Below are 15,634 nucleotides of genomic sequence, written 5' to 3'. Positions count from 1 at the left end.
GTACGGCATGAAGACGCTTATTCCGAGGTGAAGATGGAACCCAGGCGGTCCATGCGCTCCAGCGCAATGCCACAGCCGCGCACCACGCAGGTGAGCGGGTCTTCGGCCACCAGCACCGGCAGGCCGGTTTCTTCGGCCAGCAGGCGGTCCAGGTCGCGCAGCAAGGCGCCGCCGCCGGTCAGCATCATGCCGCGCTCGGCGATGTCGGCGCCCAGCTCGGGCGGCGTTTGCTCCAGCGCGTTCTTCACGGCGCTGACGATATTGTTGAGCGGGTCGGTCAGGGCTTCGAGGATTTCGTTGCTCGAAATCGTGAAGCTGCGAGGCACGCCTTCGGACAGGTTGCGGCCCTTGACTTCCATTTCCTTGACTTCGGAGCCGGGGAAGGCCGAGCCGATGCTCTTCTTGATGGCCTCGGCGGTGGGCTCGCCGATCAGCATGCCGTAGTTGCGGCGGATGTAGTTGATGATGGCTTCGTCAAAACGGTCACCGCCGACACGCACACTGCCCTTGTAGACCATGCCGCCCAGCGAGATCACGCCGACTTCGGTCGTGCCGCCGCCGATATCGACCACCATGGAGCCGCTGGCTTCCGACACGGGCAGGCCTGCGCCAATCGCGGCAGCCATCGGTTCTTCAATCAGGTACACATCGCTGGCACCGGCGCCGAGCGCGCTTTCGCGGATGGCGCGGCGCTCGACCTGGGTGGAGCCGCAAGGCACACAGATGATGATGCGCGGGCTGGGCTTGAACAGGCTGCGCGGGTGCACCATCTTGATGAACTGCTTGAGCATCTGCTCGGTCACGGTGAAGTCGGCGATCACGCCGTCTTTCATCGGCCGGATGGCCTCGATGTTGCCGGGGACCTTGCCCAGCATGGCCTTGGCTTCGTGGCCGACGGCCTGGATGGTTTTTTTGCCCTGGGGGCCGCCTTCGTGGCGGATGGCGACCACAGAGGGCTCATCCAGCACAATACCGCGGTCGCGTACAAAAATCAGGGTGTTGGCGGTGCCAAGGTCAATGGCCAGGTCGGTGGAGAAGTACCGACGGAATGATTCAAACATATGCAGGAGTCCGGTTGAGCATGAGCAAACTTCGTTGCTCCATCGCCTTTTTATTGATCAAGCAATTATGGGGAAGTTGAGCCAGAGGCGCTCTGAAATCTGCTTCCGGCACCTAAAAAACGCCTAAAGCCCGCATCCAACCCTGATTTCACACCAAAGGCGGGATAATAACGCATCCCCTATAGATCAATAGCTTTAGCCTGCCTGTTTTTTCAGCTTTACACCTCGTTTCAGCCCCTGTTTTCTGGTTTATTTTTCCCGTATTTCCTTCATCCCTACCCCATGGCATTGACACCCCAAGACATCGCCCGCGTCGCCAACCTGGCGCGGCTGGAATTGCGCCCCGACGAAACCGAGCACACCCTGGCCCAACTCAACGGCTTTTTCGCCCTGGTCGAGCAGATGGAAGCCGTCAATACCGAAGGCGTGGAGCCACTGGCCCACCCAGCCGCGGTGATCGGCGAAGTGGCCTTGCGCCTGCGCGAGGACATCGCCAGCGAACCCAACCAGCGCGAGGCCAGCCAGGTGAGTGCGCCCGCCGTGGAGCGCGGCCTTTTCCTCGTGCCCAAGGTGATCGAATGAGCAGCGCCATGACATCTTCTTCCGCTTCTTCTGACCTCCACGACCTGGGTGTTGCCCAGCTGGCCGCCAGACTGGCCGCCCGCGAAGTCTCCAGTGTTGAAGTCACGCAGCATTTCCTGGCCCGCATCCAGCAGGAAAACCTGGGCGCCTTCCTGGCCACCAGCCCCGACGTGTCGCTGGCGCAGGCCAAAGCCGCCGACGCGCGCCTCGCCGCCGGTGAGCGCACGCCCCTGCTGGGCGTGCCGCTGGCGCACAAGGACGTCTTCGTTACACGCGACTTCCCCACGACGGCCGGCTCAAAAATCCTGGAAAACTACCGCAGCCCCTTTGATGCGACCGTGGTGGGCAAGCTCGGCGCAGCCGGCATGGTCACGCTGGGCAAGCTCAACTGCGACGAATTCGCCATGGGCTCGGGCAACGACAACAGCGCCTACAAGCCCGTCAAAAACCCCTGGGACCTGGAACGCATTCCGGGCGGCTCCTCGGGCGGCTCGGCGGCCGCGGTTGCGGCCCGCCTGGTGCCCGCCGCCACCGGCACCGACACCGGCGGCTCGATCCGCCAGCCTGCGTCGCTCACCGGCATCACCGGCATCAAGCCCACCTACGGCCGCTGTTCACGCTATGGCATGGTGGCCTTTGCCTCCAGCCTGGACCAGGCCGGCCCGATGGCGCGCAGCGCGCTCGACTGCGCCTTGCTGCTCTCGGCCATGGCCGGTCCCGACCCCGACCGCGACTCCACCTCGCTGGACCTGCCCGTCACTGACTATGCTACTGATTTGATAGCTGCCGGCGCCCAATCTGCGGGCGCAAAACCGCTAAAAGGCTTGAGAATCGGGCTGCCCACGCAATTCTTCGGTGCGGGTTGCGCACCTGACGTGCTGGCCGCCGTGCGCGCCGCGCTGGCCGAATACGAAAAGCTGGGCGCCACATTGGTGGACGTGAGCCTGCCGCTGACCGAACTCTCCATCCCCGTGTATTACGTGATCGCACCGGCCGAAGCCAGCAGCAACCTGAGCCGCTTTGACGGCGTGCGTTACGGCCATCGCGCCGCCAACTACACCGACCTCAACGACATGTACAAGAAGTCGCGTTCGGAAGGTTTTGGCGACGAAGCCACGCGCCGCATCATGATCGGCACCTATGTGCTGTCGCACGGTTATTACGACGCCTACTACCTCAAGGCGCAGAAAATCCGCCGCCTGATCGCGCAAGATTTCCAGACCGCCTTCACACAGTGCGACATCATTGCGGGCCCCGTTTCGCCCACCGTGGCCTGGAAGATCGGTGAAAAGTCGGACGACCCGGTGGCCAGCTACCTCGCCGACATCTACACGCTCTCATCGAGCCTCGCCGGCCTGCCCGGCATGAGCGTGCCGGCGGGCTTCGGCGCGGGCGGCATGCCTGTGGGCCTGCAGTTGATCGGCAACTACTTCAAGGAAGCGCAACTGCTGGGCGCCGCGCACCAGTTTCAGTTGGCTACCGACTGGCACCTGCGCCAGCCCCCAAGCCTCCAGGTGATTTGACATGAGCCAGACCCAACCCACCGTCAACCCCTTCGCCGAAATGCAGGCCGGTCGCCCCACCGGGCCGCTGGTGCAAGGCTACGAAGTCATCATCGGCTTTGAAACCCACACGCAGCTCACGACGCAATCGAAAATTTTCAGCCGTGCCTCCACCGCCTTCGGCGCCGAGCCGAACACGCAGGCCTCCGCGGTGGACTTCGCTCTGCCCGGCGCTCTGCCGGTGATGAACAAGGGCGCCGTGCAGCGCGCCATCGAGTTCGGCCTGGCCGTCAATGCGCATATCGCCGAGCAGAGCGTGTTCGCGCGCAAGAATTACTTCTACCCCGACCTGCCCAAGGGCTACCAGATCAGCCAGTTCGAGATTCCGGTGGTGCAAGGCGGCAGCGTCGAGTTTTTCCTGGACGGCGAAAAACGCTCGGTGCGCCTGGTGCGCGCCCACCTTGAGGAAGACGCCGGCAAGTCGCTGCACGAAGACTTCATCGGCATGAGCGGTATCGATTTGAACCGCGCCGGCACGCCACTGCTCGAAATCGTGACCGAGCCCGACATGCGTTCGTCCGCCGAAGCGGTGGCGTATGCCAAAGAGCTGCACAAGATCGTCACCTGGATCGGCATTTGCGACGGCAACATGCAGGAAGGCAGCTTCCGCTGCGATGCCAACGTGTCGGTGCGCAAGCCCGGCGCCGAGTTGGGCACGCGCCGCGAGATCAAGAACCTGAACAGCTTCAAGTTCATGCAGCAGGCCATTGACTATGAAGTGCGCTGGCAGATCGAACAGATTGAAGACGGCCGCGCGATCCAGCAGGCCACGGTACTGTTTGACCCAGACACGGGCGAGACGCGTTCGATGCGGACCAAGGAAGATGCCGCCGACTACCGCTACTTCCCTGACCCGGACCTGCCGCCGCTGGTGATCGGCCGTGACTGGGTGGAGAAGACCCGCTCTGAGATGTCAGAGCTGCCGCGTGTGATGGCCGCGCGTTTTGTGGCTGATTACGCCCTGCCCGAATACGACGCCGGCCAGCTCACGCAAAGCAAGGCAACAGCGGCTTATTTCGAAGCGGTGGCAACACTCAGCAAACAGCCCAAGCTGGCCAGCAACTGGGTCATGGGCGAGTTGTCGCGGCGGCTGAACAGTGAAGAGAAATCAATTGAAACGTCCACCGTCAGCGCAGCGCAACTTGCCAGCCTGATTGGCCGGATTGCCGACGGCACGATTTCCAACAATGCCGCCAGGCAGGTGTTTGATGCACTGTGGACGGGTGAGAGCCAGGACGTCGACATGGTCATCGAAGCCAAAGGCCTCAAGCAGATGAGCGACACCGGCGAACTCGAAAAAATCATCGATGAGGTTCTGGCAGTCAACGCCAAAAACGTCGAGGAAGTTCGATCGGGCAATACCAAGGCCTTCAACGCCCTGGTCGGCCAGGCCATGAAAGCCACCAAAGGCAAGGCCAATCCGGCCCAGGTGAACGAGTTGCTCAAAAAGAAGCTGGGCTGACCGTTCTGACAGCGTTAACAGCGGCCCAGGGGCGAGCCGCTAATTTTTTGCGGCGCCAGCAACACCACTGGCCGCAATGGCAGGCGCGCCGGCAACGGTCCACAGCTGCTTGAGCTTGGCCAGTTCTTCGTCAAACCGCTGGTTGACGCGTTTTTTTTCCTGCTCCTGGTCCTGGATGAACTTCTTCTGCACCAGGGCGCTGTTGTCGTTTTCCTCGATCCTGCGTTTCAGCGCAGGAGGTGCCTTGGCGGGGTCTTTCGCGTAGAACTCGAGCTCGCTGTTGATGCTCTTGCGCTGCTCGGCCAGTTCCACCGTTCTTTTGCTCGCAGCCTTGATGACCTCGTCGATCTGGGCTAGCGCGGTGATGCGTTCCTGGTCGTGCACTTCCCGGCGCGGATAGCGCAGCAACAGGGCGCGGTCACGCCGTTTTTCCTCGGCTTCGCGTGCGCGCACTTCGGCGGCGGCCTTCTCTTTTTCCTCAAGGGCGGTGCGCTCCTGCGCGGTCAGCGACGGGCCCACCTGGCGCTTGACCAGGCCGCTGGGGCCCAGTTCCTGTTGCGTGCGGTCTATGCATTCAATGATCGGGCGGTCTGCCGTGATCTTGCGGCCCTTGCCATCTACACAGGTGTAGATGTTCTGCGCTGCAACAGGGCCGGCCAGGCACATGAGTGAAATACAGGTGACCGTGAACGGGGTTCGCAGGAGCAATTCGAATCCTTAATTGACGCCGTATCGTTCCCGATAGGCCAGCACCGACTGGTAGTGCGCTTGCAGAGATAACGTTTCAGGAGCGCTTGTAGCCGACGTGCCGCCCTGCCTGGAGAGATACTGCAGCAAGTCGGTCAGGCGCGCAATCGCACAAACCTGCAACCCCAACTGATTCGTAACATATTGCACAGCACTGTGGTTCACATCCACACCGTTTTCGGTGGCCTTCTCCTGTCGGTCCAGCGCCAGGGCCACGGCGTGGGGAATGGCCCCGGCTGCCCGGATGATGGCAATGGATTCGCGGGCGGCGGTGCCGGCGGACATGACGTCGTCAATGATCAGTACGCGGCCCTTGACCGGGGCGCCGACCAGCGTGCCTCCTTCGCCGTGGTCCTTGGCCTCCTTGCGGTTGTAGGCAAACGGAAAATTGCGCCCCAGCCGCGCCAGCTCGACGGCCACCGCGGCAGCCAGTGGAATTCCCTTGTAGGCGGGCCCGAAAATCATGTCGAATTCAAGGCCACTGCGCTTTTCTTCGGCCAGCAGGTGGCGCGCATAGAATTGCGCCAGCCGGCCCAGCTTGGCCCCGTCGTCGAACAGGCCGGCATTGAAAAAATAGGGGCTCATGCGCCCGGCCTTCGTCTTGAATTGCCCGAAGCGCAGTACGCCCGACTCAACGGCAAACTGCACGAATTCCTGTGCCAGCGCACCGTCCTTGTTGTCCTGATCGCCCTTTTCGCCAGCCGTGCTCATTTGAAAGTCCCATGTTTAAATTAACCAGCCTCAACCTCAACGGTATCCGCTCCGCAGCCAGCAAGGGGTTGCTGGACTGGGTTGCACAATCCATGCCGGATTGTATTTGTGTGCAGGAGCTCAAGGCCCAGGCTGCCGACATGAGCGGCCGATTCGAGGAAATCGCCGGCATGAAAGGCCATTTTCATTTCGCCGAGAAAAAGGGCTACTCCGGCGTCGGTGTGTACACGCGGCATGAACCCAGTGATGTCATCGTGGGCTACGGCTCCATCGAATTTGACGCCGAAGGACGTTATGTGGAGCTGCGCTTTGACAGACCCGGGCGCAAGCAAAGCCCCAAGCTGTCCATCATCAGCTGCTATTTCCCGAGCGGATCTTCGGGCGAAGAACGCCAGGCCGCCAAATTCCGCTTCCTGGCCGAGTTTTATCCGCGCCTGCTGGCCCTGAAGGAAACGCGCGACTTCGTGCTGTGCGGCGACATCAATATCGCGCATCAGGAAATCGACCTGAAAAACTTCAAGGGCAACAAAAAGAACAGCGGCTTCCTGCCCGAAGAACGCGCCTGGATGACCGAGCTGCTGCGCGATGCCGAACTGGCCAACGAAGCCGCACAGGAGCTGACAGAGCGTACAGGCCCCTCGCTCCAGGGCGGCGGCATGGTCGACGTATACCGCAAGCTGCAGCCCACAGCCACTGACGCGGCCTACACCTGGTGGAGCAACCGAGGTCAGGCCTATGCCAAAAACGTGGGATGGCGGCTGGACTATCACCTCGCCACCCCGGCGTTCGCCGCACTGGCCCGCAGCGAACATATCTACAAGGAACAGCGGTTTTCAGACCACGCGCCGATGAGCGTGGACTATGAGTTTGGGCTATAACAACCACCCCTGTCCAGGCTCACTGCGTGTAGCCTGTTCCCCCCTCGAGGGGGCGGCGCCTGCGGCCCGGCAAAGCCGGTTCCGCGGCCGCCCACTGGTGAAATACCCCCACTGGTTACGCCACTGAACTCTTAAACCCAGCATAAGCCGCGGGACTGGCTTTGCCAGACCGCAGGCGGGCGGCCCCCTCGGGGGGCAAGGAGTTACACGCAGTGAACGACTGTGGGGGCTCTACTCCACCGTGGGGGCTCTACTGTGCTGCCCAGATGCGCTGGATCTGGGTAGACAACTCCATCGGGTCAAACGGCTTGGGGATCACCTCCATGGCGCCCAGGCCCTTGTACACCGCGACCTCTGCAGCCTGCACCTTCGCGGTCATGAAAATCACCGGCGTGTCGGCCGTGGCGGGCAATGCCCGAAGACCTTTGAGTGTGCTGGGCCCGTCCATGCCGGGCATCATCACGTCCAGCAGCAGCAGGTCGGCGCCGGCGCCCGGTGCGGCATCCAGCGCCTCCTGGCCCGAAGCGCAGGCGATAACGGTGAAGCCGCCTACGGCTTCCAGCGCCATCTGCGCAACCATACGAATGTCGGGTTCGTCTTCGACATACAGGATACGGGTCAGTGGTTTGGTCATGATCAGATCAGGGGTTGGGATTGGGTGGGGCGGTAGTCGGCGGGAATCTGGAGCACACGCTGGATTGTATTGAGCAGTTCGGTATTGGAAGTATGAGCCTTGACCAGCACCGCATCGGCCTGCTTGCCATCTGCCGGGTTTACGTCGCCGGCCGAGAACACGATCACCGGCGGGCGCGGATCCAGGGCGTCGATATCCTCGAACAGGTCCCAGCCCGAATGGCTGCCGAGCGACAGGTCCAGCAGGATCAGGTCAAAAGGATGCTGGCGCAGAAGCGCGCGAGCTTCGTCCAGCGTAGTGGCAAATTCAAAGGTCGCAAAATCCTGTGCAATCGCGGCCGTGATTTGCTGGATATCCTGGTCGTCTTCGACGTGCAAAACGCGTGGTTTTCCTTCGTCCACGCTGACAACGGCCCGGCGCAAGCTGTGAATAAGCAACCGCTCGTCAATGGGTTTCTTCAGCCAGTCCGACACCGTGTGCGGCTTGCGGTTGAACTGCAACTGCCCCTGCTCGGCCATGGCCGAGATCACCACAACGGGCAGGTGGCGGGTTCTTTCATCCTCCCGCAGCTGGCCGATAAAGGCCACGCCGTTTTGCCCCGGCAGTTTCAGGTCCACTGTCACCGCGTCGTAGCTGTTGGCTGCCAGGCAAGCCAGCGCCTGCTCCGCACTGTGTGTCATGTCGGAGTCGAACCCGGCCTTGCTCAGCATCATGCTGATCAGCCTGGCCACGTCGGGATCGCCTTCGCAGATCAGGATGCGGGGCCGGGTTGAAACAGCCGGCTGTATCCGTATGGGTTGCAGCAATGGCACCGGGTTGGTCCATTCCGGCACCTCGAAAAAGAAGGTGGTTCCCACGCCTTCCGCGCTGCTGAAGCCGATCGTGCCGTCCATCTTTTCCACCAGCGCGCGGGAAATATTCAGGCCGAGGCCGGTTCCGCCTTTTTGCCGGGTGTCGGAAGAATCGGCTTGCGAGAATTTCTGGAAAATGCGACCGTGGAACTCCTCGGGAATGCCGGGGCCGACATCAACCACTTCGACGCGAACGCGCTGCGCCGACCTTGACAGCCTGACCTCCACCGGGCTGCCCGGCGGCGAAAACTTGACCGCGTTGGACAGAAGGTTGGTCAAAACCTGGGTCATGCGGTCGGCGTCGATCCGCACCTGCAGGGCGACGTCAGGCGCCCGCAACACGAGGTCCACCCGGTGCTGGCTGGCAAAGCCCTCGTTGGCGACCAGCGCCTGCTGCACCAGCTGCCGCAGGTCCACCACCTGCAGGTCCAGGCGCAATTTGCCGGACTCGATTTTTTCACTGTCCAGAATGTCGTTGATCAGCCGGATCAGGCGTTCACAGTTGCTTTGGGCAATGCCCACCAGGTTCTTCACCGCCGCAGGGAGCTCACCGGCCACGCCGCCGGAAATCAGCCCCAGAGAGCCGCGTATGGACGTCAGCGGCGTGCGCAGCTCGTGGCTGACGGTGGATACGAATTCGGTCTTCATGCGGTCGATACGCCTGAGCTCGGTGATGTCCGTGCCCATTGAGAAGAACCCGATGACCTTGTCTTTGGCGGCGCCTTCGCCGTAGCGGGGGAAATACTGCATCGCGAAGTGCCTGCGCTCGCCTTGCGGCGTCACCTGGGTGCGTTCGTAGCGGACCGGCTTGCCGCTCAGCACTTCTTCCACTTTCTCCCGGACGGTTTCGTAAATCTCCGGACCCAGGACTTCAGCCAGGGGGTGCCCGTCGATCTGCTCGAAGCTCAGGCCGAAAGCAGCTTCGTAAGCGCGGTTGTGAAAGCGAAAGCGCTGCTCCGTATCGAGGTAGGCAATCAGGGCGGGCACCGTATCGGTGACCTGGCGCAACTGGGACTCGCTCGCCCGCAAGGCCTTGCTGATGCGCTTGCTCTCGGTAATGTCATGCATCAACGCGGTAAAAAGGCGGCGGCCGCCGACTTGCACATCACTAAAAGACACACTGACCATGAACTCGCTGCCATCCTTGCGCATGGCGCGCACTTCCTGCCCGGATATCCGGAATGTTTCCGGTTGCTCCCGCATCATGGAAGTGAAATCCTTGTATTGCTGGCGAAACCGCGGCGGCACCAATTCCGACACGTCACGGCCGATCAGATCGCTTTTCTCATACCCAAAGAGCTGTAAAGCCGCCGCGTTGGCCTCCAGAACGATGTCGTCGGACGTGGTGGTGATCACCGTTTCGACCATTCCCTCGGTAATGCTGCGGCTCATCACTTCTGTGTCGCGCAATTGCTCCTCGCCGCGTTTTCGCACGTGCTCATAGTGCTTGACCACATAGACCATCCAGGCCAGCATGCAGGCAAACAACAGGTTTCCCGCGATGATGAAACCCTGAGCCCACTGGGCGCTATGCTCCGCCGCGGCCTGCGCGTCACGCCACTTGTGGACCTCGCGATTGCGCGCGTTTTCCAGCAACCCGTCGGTGCGCAGCCTCAATTGCCGGCTGGCATCGCTGCCAAGAACGGCCGCGGCGGCTTCGGGGCCGGACGCCTTGCGCGCCGCGATGGACTGGTTCGCGATCTGGGCGCGCTGGTTGATCAGTTCGTCAAACTCTACGGCCTCCTGCAGCACGTTGGCGCTGCGCATGCGTGCCCTGATCGCGCGCAACTCGACCCGAGCCCGCTGGAACTCCTCCAGCTCCTGGGGGCTGCCGCTCAGAAGATACTGCCGCAATGTGGACTCGGCCGTGCGAAGGCCGGAGTCCGCACGCTCGAGCATCACCAGCGTGTCTTCCGTGCGCACCCGGGATTGCGCCGTTTCAATCAGGCGGTCGATGCCGATGTACGAGGCCGCACCCACCACCATCATCAGCACAAGGCCGGCAGCCAATGCGATTTTGATCTTGACCAGAAAAGCGTTGGAGGAAAACATGGACATCTTGTGCGATCTGATCGTGAGCGTTCACGCAGTACCGGGAAAGCGCTGCTGCAGTGCCTTAACTGCCCGTCCGACTTCGGCCTGCACCTGCGGCGAAAGCGGCCGGCCGGCACCAACATGAGGTTCTATGGCCAGTTCCAGCGCCTGGGCCGCAAGACCGAGGTCGGCCCATCCGAAGGTTGCCGCAGATCCGGCCAGGCTGTGCGCATGGCGTTCCAGGGTTGGCAGAGCCTGCGCCAGATCGTCGCCGCTGAGGATTTGTTGCCATAAGGCCGCCACCTGCTCAAGACGACGGGGCAACGAGCGGGTGTAATCGACGCGCTGCTCCTCCAGAAATGCGAGCAGGGCCGGGTTGGGTTGCGTCATGGCATCCGGAAAGCTGGCGCCAGCCATGCGCTATTTGATGCGGTGCCGCGGGAGAAGCTGGTGACCAGCCCCAAAAACGCCTCGGCATGCAAACAGCGCGGGCACGCATGTTGCACTTGATGGAAAAGAAAGCACATGCGGCTTATCTTACGGCGCAGGTGCCAAAACGCAGCGTAGGACAAGTACGAGGTTTCGCCTTGGGGTGCACCGCTTACGGCGAGATGTCACTAGCTGATCATCTGTACCAACGGATAATTAATTCTTATAGGCTGCTTTATCGAAAAAAACTCTGGGTCTATGCGGTAACTAAATACATTAGTATTCAATCATTGGGGGCGCCGCGCGCATCAAGCCGATGGATCGGCAGCCCGCCCCAGCGCGGCGATCACATCAGACTGGGTAATAATTCCTACCAGCCGCCCCCCCTCCCCGATGATGGGAATGTGGTGGTGACCAGTGCTGCCGAACAGCGGCACCAGTTCCACCAGCCGACGGTGCATGCCCGCCACCCGCACATTGCGGGTCATGATCTGGCCCACGACTTCGGGCTTGTCGGAGTAAACGCTGCGCGTGGTGCGCACCAGCTGCCTCAACTTGGCGTCAAAGCCTTCGTACAAATCGAGTTCTGCGGCCCGCATGAAGTCGGCCTGCGTGATGATGCCCGCGATACGGAAGCTGCGGTCCACCACCGGCAAGGCCTTGATGCGGCGCTCCCTCAGCAGGGCCCAGGCCTCTTCCAGCGGGGTGCCGAATTCCACCGTGACGAGATCGCGCGACATGACGTCGGCACAGCGCACTTCCGCCAGTTTGCGGTCGTAAGCGCGCAACCGGGTTTCTGCCAGCAATGTCTTGAGGTCGTCGCGGCTGACGTCCAGCACCTGGTTGTAGCGTGCCAGCACGGCGTCCAGGTCCGCATCAAGCAACTGGTCTTCTACGGACGGCGCGGGGCCCGGCGGGGCCAGCTGCGTGTGGGGATAGGCCCTGCGCGTGGCGTTGTTGTAGGCGACGCCGACGGCCACCAGCAGCACGGAGTTGAGCATCACGGGATAGAAGGCAAACAGCGGGTCGGAGACGCCGCCCAGCACCACCATCAAGGCAGTGGCGCCGCCCGGCGGGTGCAGGCAGCGCAACGCCAGCATGAGCGCGATGGCCGTGGCCACGCCCACTGCGGCCGCGAGGGCCGGCGAGCCCAGCAGATGCATGCCATGCACGCCCGCAATGCCGGCAAGCGCCGACAGGGTATTGCCGCCCACCACATTCCAGGGCTGCGCCATCGGGCTGGCCGGCACGGCATACACCAGCACGGCGCTGGCGCCGAGCGGCGCCACCAGCCAGGGCAGTCCCGGCATCATCCGGTCAGCCAGGTGACACAGCAGCCCTGTCACGAAAATGCCCAGCAGCGAACCGATGACAATGCGCAGCCGCTCGCGTGAGTTGATGCGGGTGCGTCCCGGCCGGAAGCCTCGCCACCAGGCGCGCGTGAAAAATGCGGCGCGCTGCGTCAACCCAGTCACCAGGGGCCAGCCAGATCAGCCGCGGGCGCGTTGATAAAGACCCTGCACCTTGGGCACGTTGGCCTGCAGCTGCTGGATGCGTTCAGGCCCCGAGGGGTGGGTGGACAGAAAACTGGGGCCGCCGGCGCCGCCACCGGCCTGCGCCATTTTTTCCCAGAGGCTGACAGATGCCTGCGGGTTATAGCCGCCGCGCGCGGCCAGCTCCAGTCCGACGAGGTCGGCGTCCGTTTCGTCTTCGCGGCTGAAGCGCAGCGTCAGCAACTGGGTACCGATGTTGGCGGCGACGTCGCCGAGCTGGCCCAGGCCCAGCAGTTGCGCACCCAGCGAGAGCAGCTGCCCGGTTCCCGCGCTTTTGGCGATGCGGGAGCGCGCATGCTCGCGCAACGCATGGGCCATTTCGTGACCCATGATCATTCCAATTTCGTCGTCGGTGAGCTTGAGCTGATCGATGATGCCGGTGTAGAACGCAATCTTGCCGCCGGGCATGCAGAAGGCGTTGATCTGTTTGCTGCCGAGCAGGTTGACCTCCCAGCGCCACTGGTTGGCACGGTCGTTCCACTGCGCGGCCTGCGGCACCAGCCGGGTGGCGATGCCGCGTATGCGCTGCAGCTGGGGATTGCCCGGCGACGCCAGCGCCCCTTTCGACTTCGCCTCCGCCAGCAGCTTGGCATATTCCTGCGTGGCGGCGTTTTCCAGTTCCTCGGCAGGGATCAGCTTACGCAGCCCCGATGACGGCCCGACATCAACCTGCGCAAGCAGCGGGGTGGTGACGGCCGTCGCTGCGGCGCCGCCGGCAGCCAGCAGGAACGCCCGGCGGCCAGCCCAGGCAGAGTGTTTGGCCTCGCATAAAAAGCACATGGGTGAATAATAGTCACAAATCAAGATGCCCATGTCAGACAAAACCCCCTCCTCCGAACTGCCATCACCCGCCTCTGCCGCCATGCACGGCACAGCAGCCACAGCCCCCACTGTGAAAGCCGCACCCAAACCCGCCTGGCGCGATGTCTGGCGCGTATATGCCGAGGCCGCCACGCTGCGCATGCTGTTCCTGGGCTTTTCCGCCGGCCTGCCCTTGCTGCTGGTGTTTGGCACGCTGAGCTTCTGGCTGCGCGAAGCCGGCATAGACCGCACCACCATCGGCTACCTGAGCTGGGTCGGGCTGGCTTACGGCTTCAAGTGGGTGTGGGCGCCGCTGGTGGACCGCATGCCCATTCCGCTGCTCACGCGTCTGCTTGGGCGCCGGCGCAGCTGGCTGCTGCTGTCGCAGCTGGTCATCGTGACAGCGCTTGTCGGCATGGCACTGACGGACCCCAAGCTGGCACTGCAACCCGTCGTGTGGTGTGCGCTGGCCGTGGCATTCGGGTCGGCCACACAAGACATCGCGCTGGACGCCTACCGCATCGAATCGGCCGACACCCAGCGCCAGGCCGCGCTGGCTGCCGCCTACCAGACGGGTTATCGCATCGCGATGATCTGGGCCGGCGCCGGGGCGCTGTGGATTGCAGCGCGTGCCGAAGTCGCAGGCGACGCCGTCACTTACCAGCACGGCGCATGGCAAGTGGCCTACCTGGCCATGGCGGCGTCCATGCTGCTGGGCATGGCGACGGTGCTGCTGTCGCCTGAACCAGCGCCGCGCCCGCTGGCGCCATCGCGCAACGCTGCAGAGTGGCTTAAAATCGCGCTGGTCGACCCGTTCGCCGATTTCCTGCGCCGCTACGGCAAGCAGGCGCTGCTGATCCTGGCGCTGATCGCGGTCTACCGCATCAGCGACGTTGTCATGGGCATCATGGCCAACCCGTTTTATGTCGACATGGGCTACACCAAGGACGAGGTCGCTGCAGTGACCAAGATCTATGGCGTCATCATGACGCTGGTCGGCGCCTTCGTCGGCGGCGCGCTGGCCATGCGCTTCGGCGTCATGCGCGTGCTGATGCTGGGCGCCGTGCTGAGTGCCGCCAGCAACCTGCTGTTTGCCTGGCTGGGCACGCGGGGCCACGACGTCAATGCACTGATCTTCGTGATCTCGGCCGACAACCTCTCCAGCGGCATTGCTTCAGCCGCTTTCATCGCCTACCTGTCGAGCCTCACCAACATCAATTATTCGGCCACCCAATACGCCCTTTTCAGCTCCATGATGCTGTTGCTGCCGAAGTTTCTGGCCGGCTATTCGGGCAAGTATGTGGACTCTTTCGGTTACAGCAACTTCTTCACCGCAACGGCCCTGCTGGGCCTGCCGGTGCTACTTTTGGTGGGTTTCGCTTCAAGGCTAAAAGCACCGCAAGCCCAGAAGGAATGAGCGCAAGCAGCTATTAATTTAATAGCAAAAAAACGCATCTGTAGCGCACCGCACAGAGAGTATGCTGGAGGTTCGCTGCGCCGGTTTACCGTAACTTTACGGTGGCTTCAAGCGGGATTGTTGCGCGCGGCGCACCATGAATTTCATTGTGATTCCACCCCACGGGGAACACCTGCACACGAGGACCAGCCATGACCCAACAGCTTTTGATGATTGAAGACGATACCCGCCTGGCCAATATGGTGGGCGAATACCTGCGCCAGTCGGGCTACGGTTTTACCCACGCGGCCGACGGTGCGGCAGGCCTGGCAGCACTGGAAGCCGCAACGCCCGACCTGGTCATTCTGGACCTGATGCTGCCCGACATGGATGGACTGGAAGTGTGCCGGCGCATCAAGGGCCAGGGCAGCGAAAACGCCAACACCGCCGTGCTGATGCTGACGGCCAAGGGCGACCCGATGGACCGCATCGTCGGCCTGGAGATCGGCGCTGACGACTACCTGCCCAAACCTTTCGAGCCGCGCGAGCTGCTGGCACGCATCCGGGCCGTGCTGCGCCGCGGCGGCGAAACGGGTGCGGCAGCCTCCAGCGGCGGCCACAAGGTCATGCGCTTCGGTTCGCTGGAAATCGACCGCGATGCACGCACCGTATCGGTGTCCGGTAACCCCTGCGAGCTGACGTCTTACCAGTTCGACCTGCTGGTGGCCCTGGCCGAACGTGCCGGCCGCGTGCTGAGCCGCGACCAGATCATGGAAGCCGTACGCGGCCGCGAACTCGAGGCCTTTGACCGCTCCATCGACGTGCACATGGGCCGCATCCGCAGCGCCATCGAGGCCGACGCAAAAGACCCCAAGCGCATCCTGACAGTGCGGGGCGTCGGCTACGTTTTTGCCAAACAGCAGGACTAGATTC

General features: G+C 62.7%; 14 protein-coding genes. 6 read left to right on the top strand and 8 right to left on the bottom strand.

What is annotated here, in order from left to right:
* Positions 1-17: 17 nt before the first annotated feature.
* On the bottom strand, positions 18-1,061 hold the full coding sequence (locus tag AC1D1J_RS17195) for a rod shape-determining protein (RefSeq protein WP_457281706.1): 1,044 nt from the start codon (positions 1,059-1,061) through the stop codon (positions 18-20).
* Positions 1,062-1,343: 282 nt separating this feature from the next.
* On the opposite strand from AC1D1J_RS17195, the gene gatC reads away from it, so the two are divergent.
* The 3 genes from gatC to gatB are packed head-to-tail and all read left to right on the top strand — an operon-like array spanning position 1,344 to position 4,667.
* Entirely contained in the window at positions 1,344-1,643 is a 300-nt protein-coding gene (gene gatC, locus AC1D1J_RS17190) for an Asp-tRNA(Asn)/Glu-tRNA(Gln) amidotransferase subunit GatC (protein ID WP_477647946.1), read from the top strand.
* Between the two features lie 8 nt (positions 1,644-1,651).
* The gene (gene gatA / locus AC1D1J_RS17185) at positions 1,652-3,166 is read left to right on the top strand and encodes an Asp-tRNA(Asn)/Glu-tRNA(Gln) amidotransferase subunit GatA (protein WP_477695358.1); all 1,515 of its coding nucleotides are present in this window, start codon (positions 1,652-1,654) and stop codon (positions 3,164-3,166) included.
* A 1-nt stretch (position 3,167) separates the two neighbouring features.
* Entirely contained in the window at positions 3,168-4,667 is a 1,500-nt protein-coding gene (gatB, locus tag AC1D1J_RS17180) for an Asp-tRNA(Asn)/Glu-tRNA(Gln) amidotransferase subunit GatB (protein WP_477687754.1), read from the top strand.
* Positions 4,668-4,706: 39 nt separating this feature from the next.
* On the opposite strand, the gene AC1D1J_RS17175 is transcribed toward gatB, so the two are convergent.
* Together AC1D1J_RS17175 and pyrE are read right to left on the bottom strand one after the other, a co-directional pair.
* Positions 4,707-5,333 carry a DUF4124 domain-containing protein gene (locus tag AC1D1J_RS17175; RefSeq protein ID WP_477687798.1) on the bottom strand — a complete coding sequence of 209 codons (627 nt, stop codon included), beginning with the start codon at positions 5,331-5,333 and terminating at the stop codon, positions 4,707-4,709.
* A gap of 51 nt (positions 5,334-5,384) precedes the next feature.
* Complete coding sequence (gene pyrE, locus AC1D1J_RS17170) at positions 5,385-6,125, bottom strand: orotate phosphoribosyltransferase (protein WP_477687753.1); 741 nt, start codon at positions 6,123-6,125, stop codon at positions 5,385-5,387.
* An 11-nt stretch (positions 6,126-6,136) separates the two neighbouring features.
* Here pyrE and AC1D1J_RS17165 point away from each other — a divergent pair, with 11 nt between their 5' ends.
* Positions 6,137-7,003: an exodeoxyribonuclease III gene (locus AC1D1J_RS17165; protein ID WP_477695357.1), complete on the top strand. Its 867-nt coding sequence runs from the start codon at positions 6,137-6,139 to the stop codon at positions 7,001-7,003.
* Between the two features lie 250 nt (positions 7,004-7,253).
* Here AC1D1J_RS17165 and AC1D1J_RS17160 read toward each other — a convergent pair whose 3' ends face one another.
* The 5 genes from AC1D1J_RS17160 to AC1D1J_RS17140 form a co-directional block, all read right to left on the bottom strand.
* Entirely contained in the window at positions 7,254-7,637 is a 384-nt protein-coding gene (locus tag AC1D1J_RS17160) for a response regulator (RefSeq protein WP_477647940.1), read from the bottom strand.
* Between the two features lie 2 nt (positions 7,638-7,639).
* On the bottom strand, positions 7,640-10,540 hold the full coding sequence (locus AC1D1J_RS17155) for a PAS domain S-box protein (protein ID WP_477687751.1): 2,901 nt from the start codon (positions 10,538-10,540) through the stop codon (positions 7,640-7,642).
* Between the two features lie 30 nt (positions 10,541-10,570).
* Positions 10,571-10,939 (bottom strand): Hpt domain-containing protein, encoded by a 369-nt coding sequence (locus AC1D1J_RS17150; RefSeq protein WP_477687750.1) that lies wholly within the window; start codon positions 10,937-10,939, stop codon positions 10,571-10,573.
* A 320-nt stretch (positions 10,940-11,259) separates the two neighbouring features.
* Entirely contained in the window at positions 11,260-12,417 is a 1,158-nt protein-coding gene (locus tag AC1D1J_RS17145; RefSeq protein WP_477670738.1) for an HPP family protein, read from the bottom strand.
* Positions 12,418-12,441: 24 nt separating this feature from the next.
* A complete protein-coding gene (locus AC1D1J_RS17140; RefSeq protein WP_457281716.1) occupies positions 12,442-13,284 on the bottom strand; it encodes a M48 family metallopeptidase in 843 nt (280 codons plus the stop codon).
* An 82-nt stretch (positions 13,285-13,366) separates the two neighbouring features.
* Between AC1D1J_RS17140 and AC1D1J_RS17135 the strand changes: the two genes are divergently transcribed.
* Both AC1D1J_RS17135 and AC1D1J_RS17130 read left to right on the top strand, forming a co-directional pair.
* A complete protein-coding gene (locus tag AC1D1J_RS17135; protein ID WP_477695371.1) occupies positions 13,367-14,722 on the top strand; it encodes an AmpG family muropeptide MFS transporter in 1,356 nt (451 codons plus the stop codon).
* 191 nt (positions 14,723-14,913) lie between these two features.
* On the top strand, positions 14,914-15,630 hold the full coding sequence (locus AC1D1J_RS17130) for a response regulator (protein WP_457281718.1): 717 nt from the start codon (positions 14,914-14,916) through the stop codon (positions 15,628-15,630).
* Positions 15,631-15,634 lie beyond the last annotated feature (4 nt).

Source organism: Polaromonas sp. P1_F8 (assembly GCF_056405635.1).
The sequence above is the reverse complement of the archived record's forward strand: the minus strand, read 5'-3'. Positions and strand labels throughout refer to the sequence as shown.

Bases quoted from the DNA above. Each gene is read 5' to 3' on its own strand.
- AC1D1J_RS17160 (WP_477647940.1), bottom strand. From the start codon at position 7,637: ATGACCAAACCACTGACCCGTATCCTGTATGTCGAAGACGAACCCGAC.
- gatB (WP_477687754.1), top strand. From the start codon at position 3,168: ATGAGCCAGACCCAACCCACCGTCAACCCCTTCGCCGAAATGCAGGCC.
- AC1D1J_RS17135 (WP_477695371.1), top strand. From the start codon at position 13,367: ATGCACGGCACAGCAGCCACAGCCCCCACTGTGAAAGCCGCACCCAAA.
- AC1D1J_RS17165 (WP_477695357.1), top strand. From the start codon at position 6,137: ATGTTTAAATTAACCAGCCTCAACCTCAACGGTATCCGCTCCGCAGCC.
- AC1D1J_RS17195 (WP_457281706.1), bottom strand. From the start codon at position 1,061: ATGTTTGAATCATTCCGTCGGTACTTCTCCACCGACCTGGCCATTGAC.
- gatC (WP_477647946.1), top strand. From the start codon at position 1,344: ATGGCATTGACACCCCAAGACATCGCCCGCGTCGCCAACCTGGCGCGG.
- AC1D1J_RS17150 (WP_477687750.1), bottom strand. From the start codon at position 10,939: ATGGCTGGCGCCAGCTTTCCGGATGCCATGACGCAACCCAACCCGGCC.
- AC1D1J_RS17155 (WP_477687751.1), bottom strand. From the start codon at position 10,540: ATGTTTTCCTCCAACGCTTTTCTGGTCAAGATCAAAATCGCATTGGCT.
- pyrE (WP_477687753.1), bottom strand. From the start codon at position 6,125: ATGAGCACGGCTGGCGAAAAGGGCGATCAGGACAACAAGGACGGTGCG.
- AC1D1J_RS17130 (WP_457281718.1), top strand. From the start codon at position 14,914: ATGACCCAACAGCTTTTGATGATTGAAGACGATACCCGCCTGGCCAAT.
- AC1D1J_RS17175 (WP_477687798.1), bottom strand. From the start codon at position 5,333: ATGTGCCTGGCCGGCCCTGTTGCAGCGCAGAACATCTACACCTGTGTA.
- gatA (WP_477695358.1), top strand. From the start codon at position 1,652: ATGACATCTTCTTCCGCTTCTTCTGACCTCCACGACCTGGGTGTTGCC.
- AC1D1J_RS17140 (WP_457281716.1), bottom strand. From the start codon at position 13,284: ATGTGCTTTTTATGCGAGGCCAAACACTCTGCCTGGGCTGGCCGCCGG.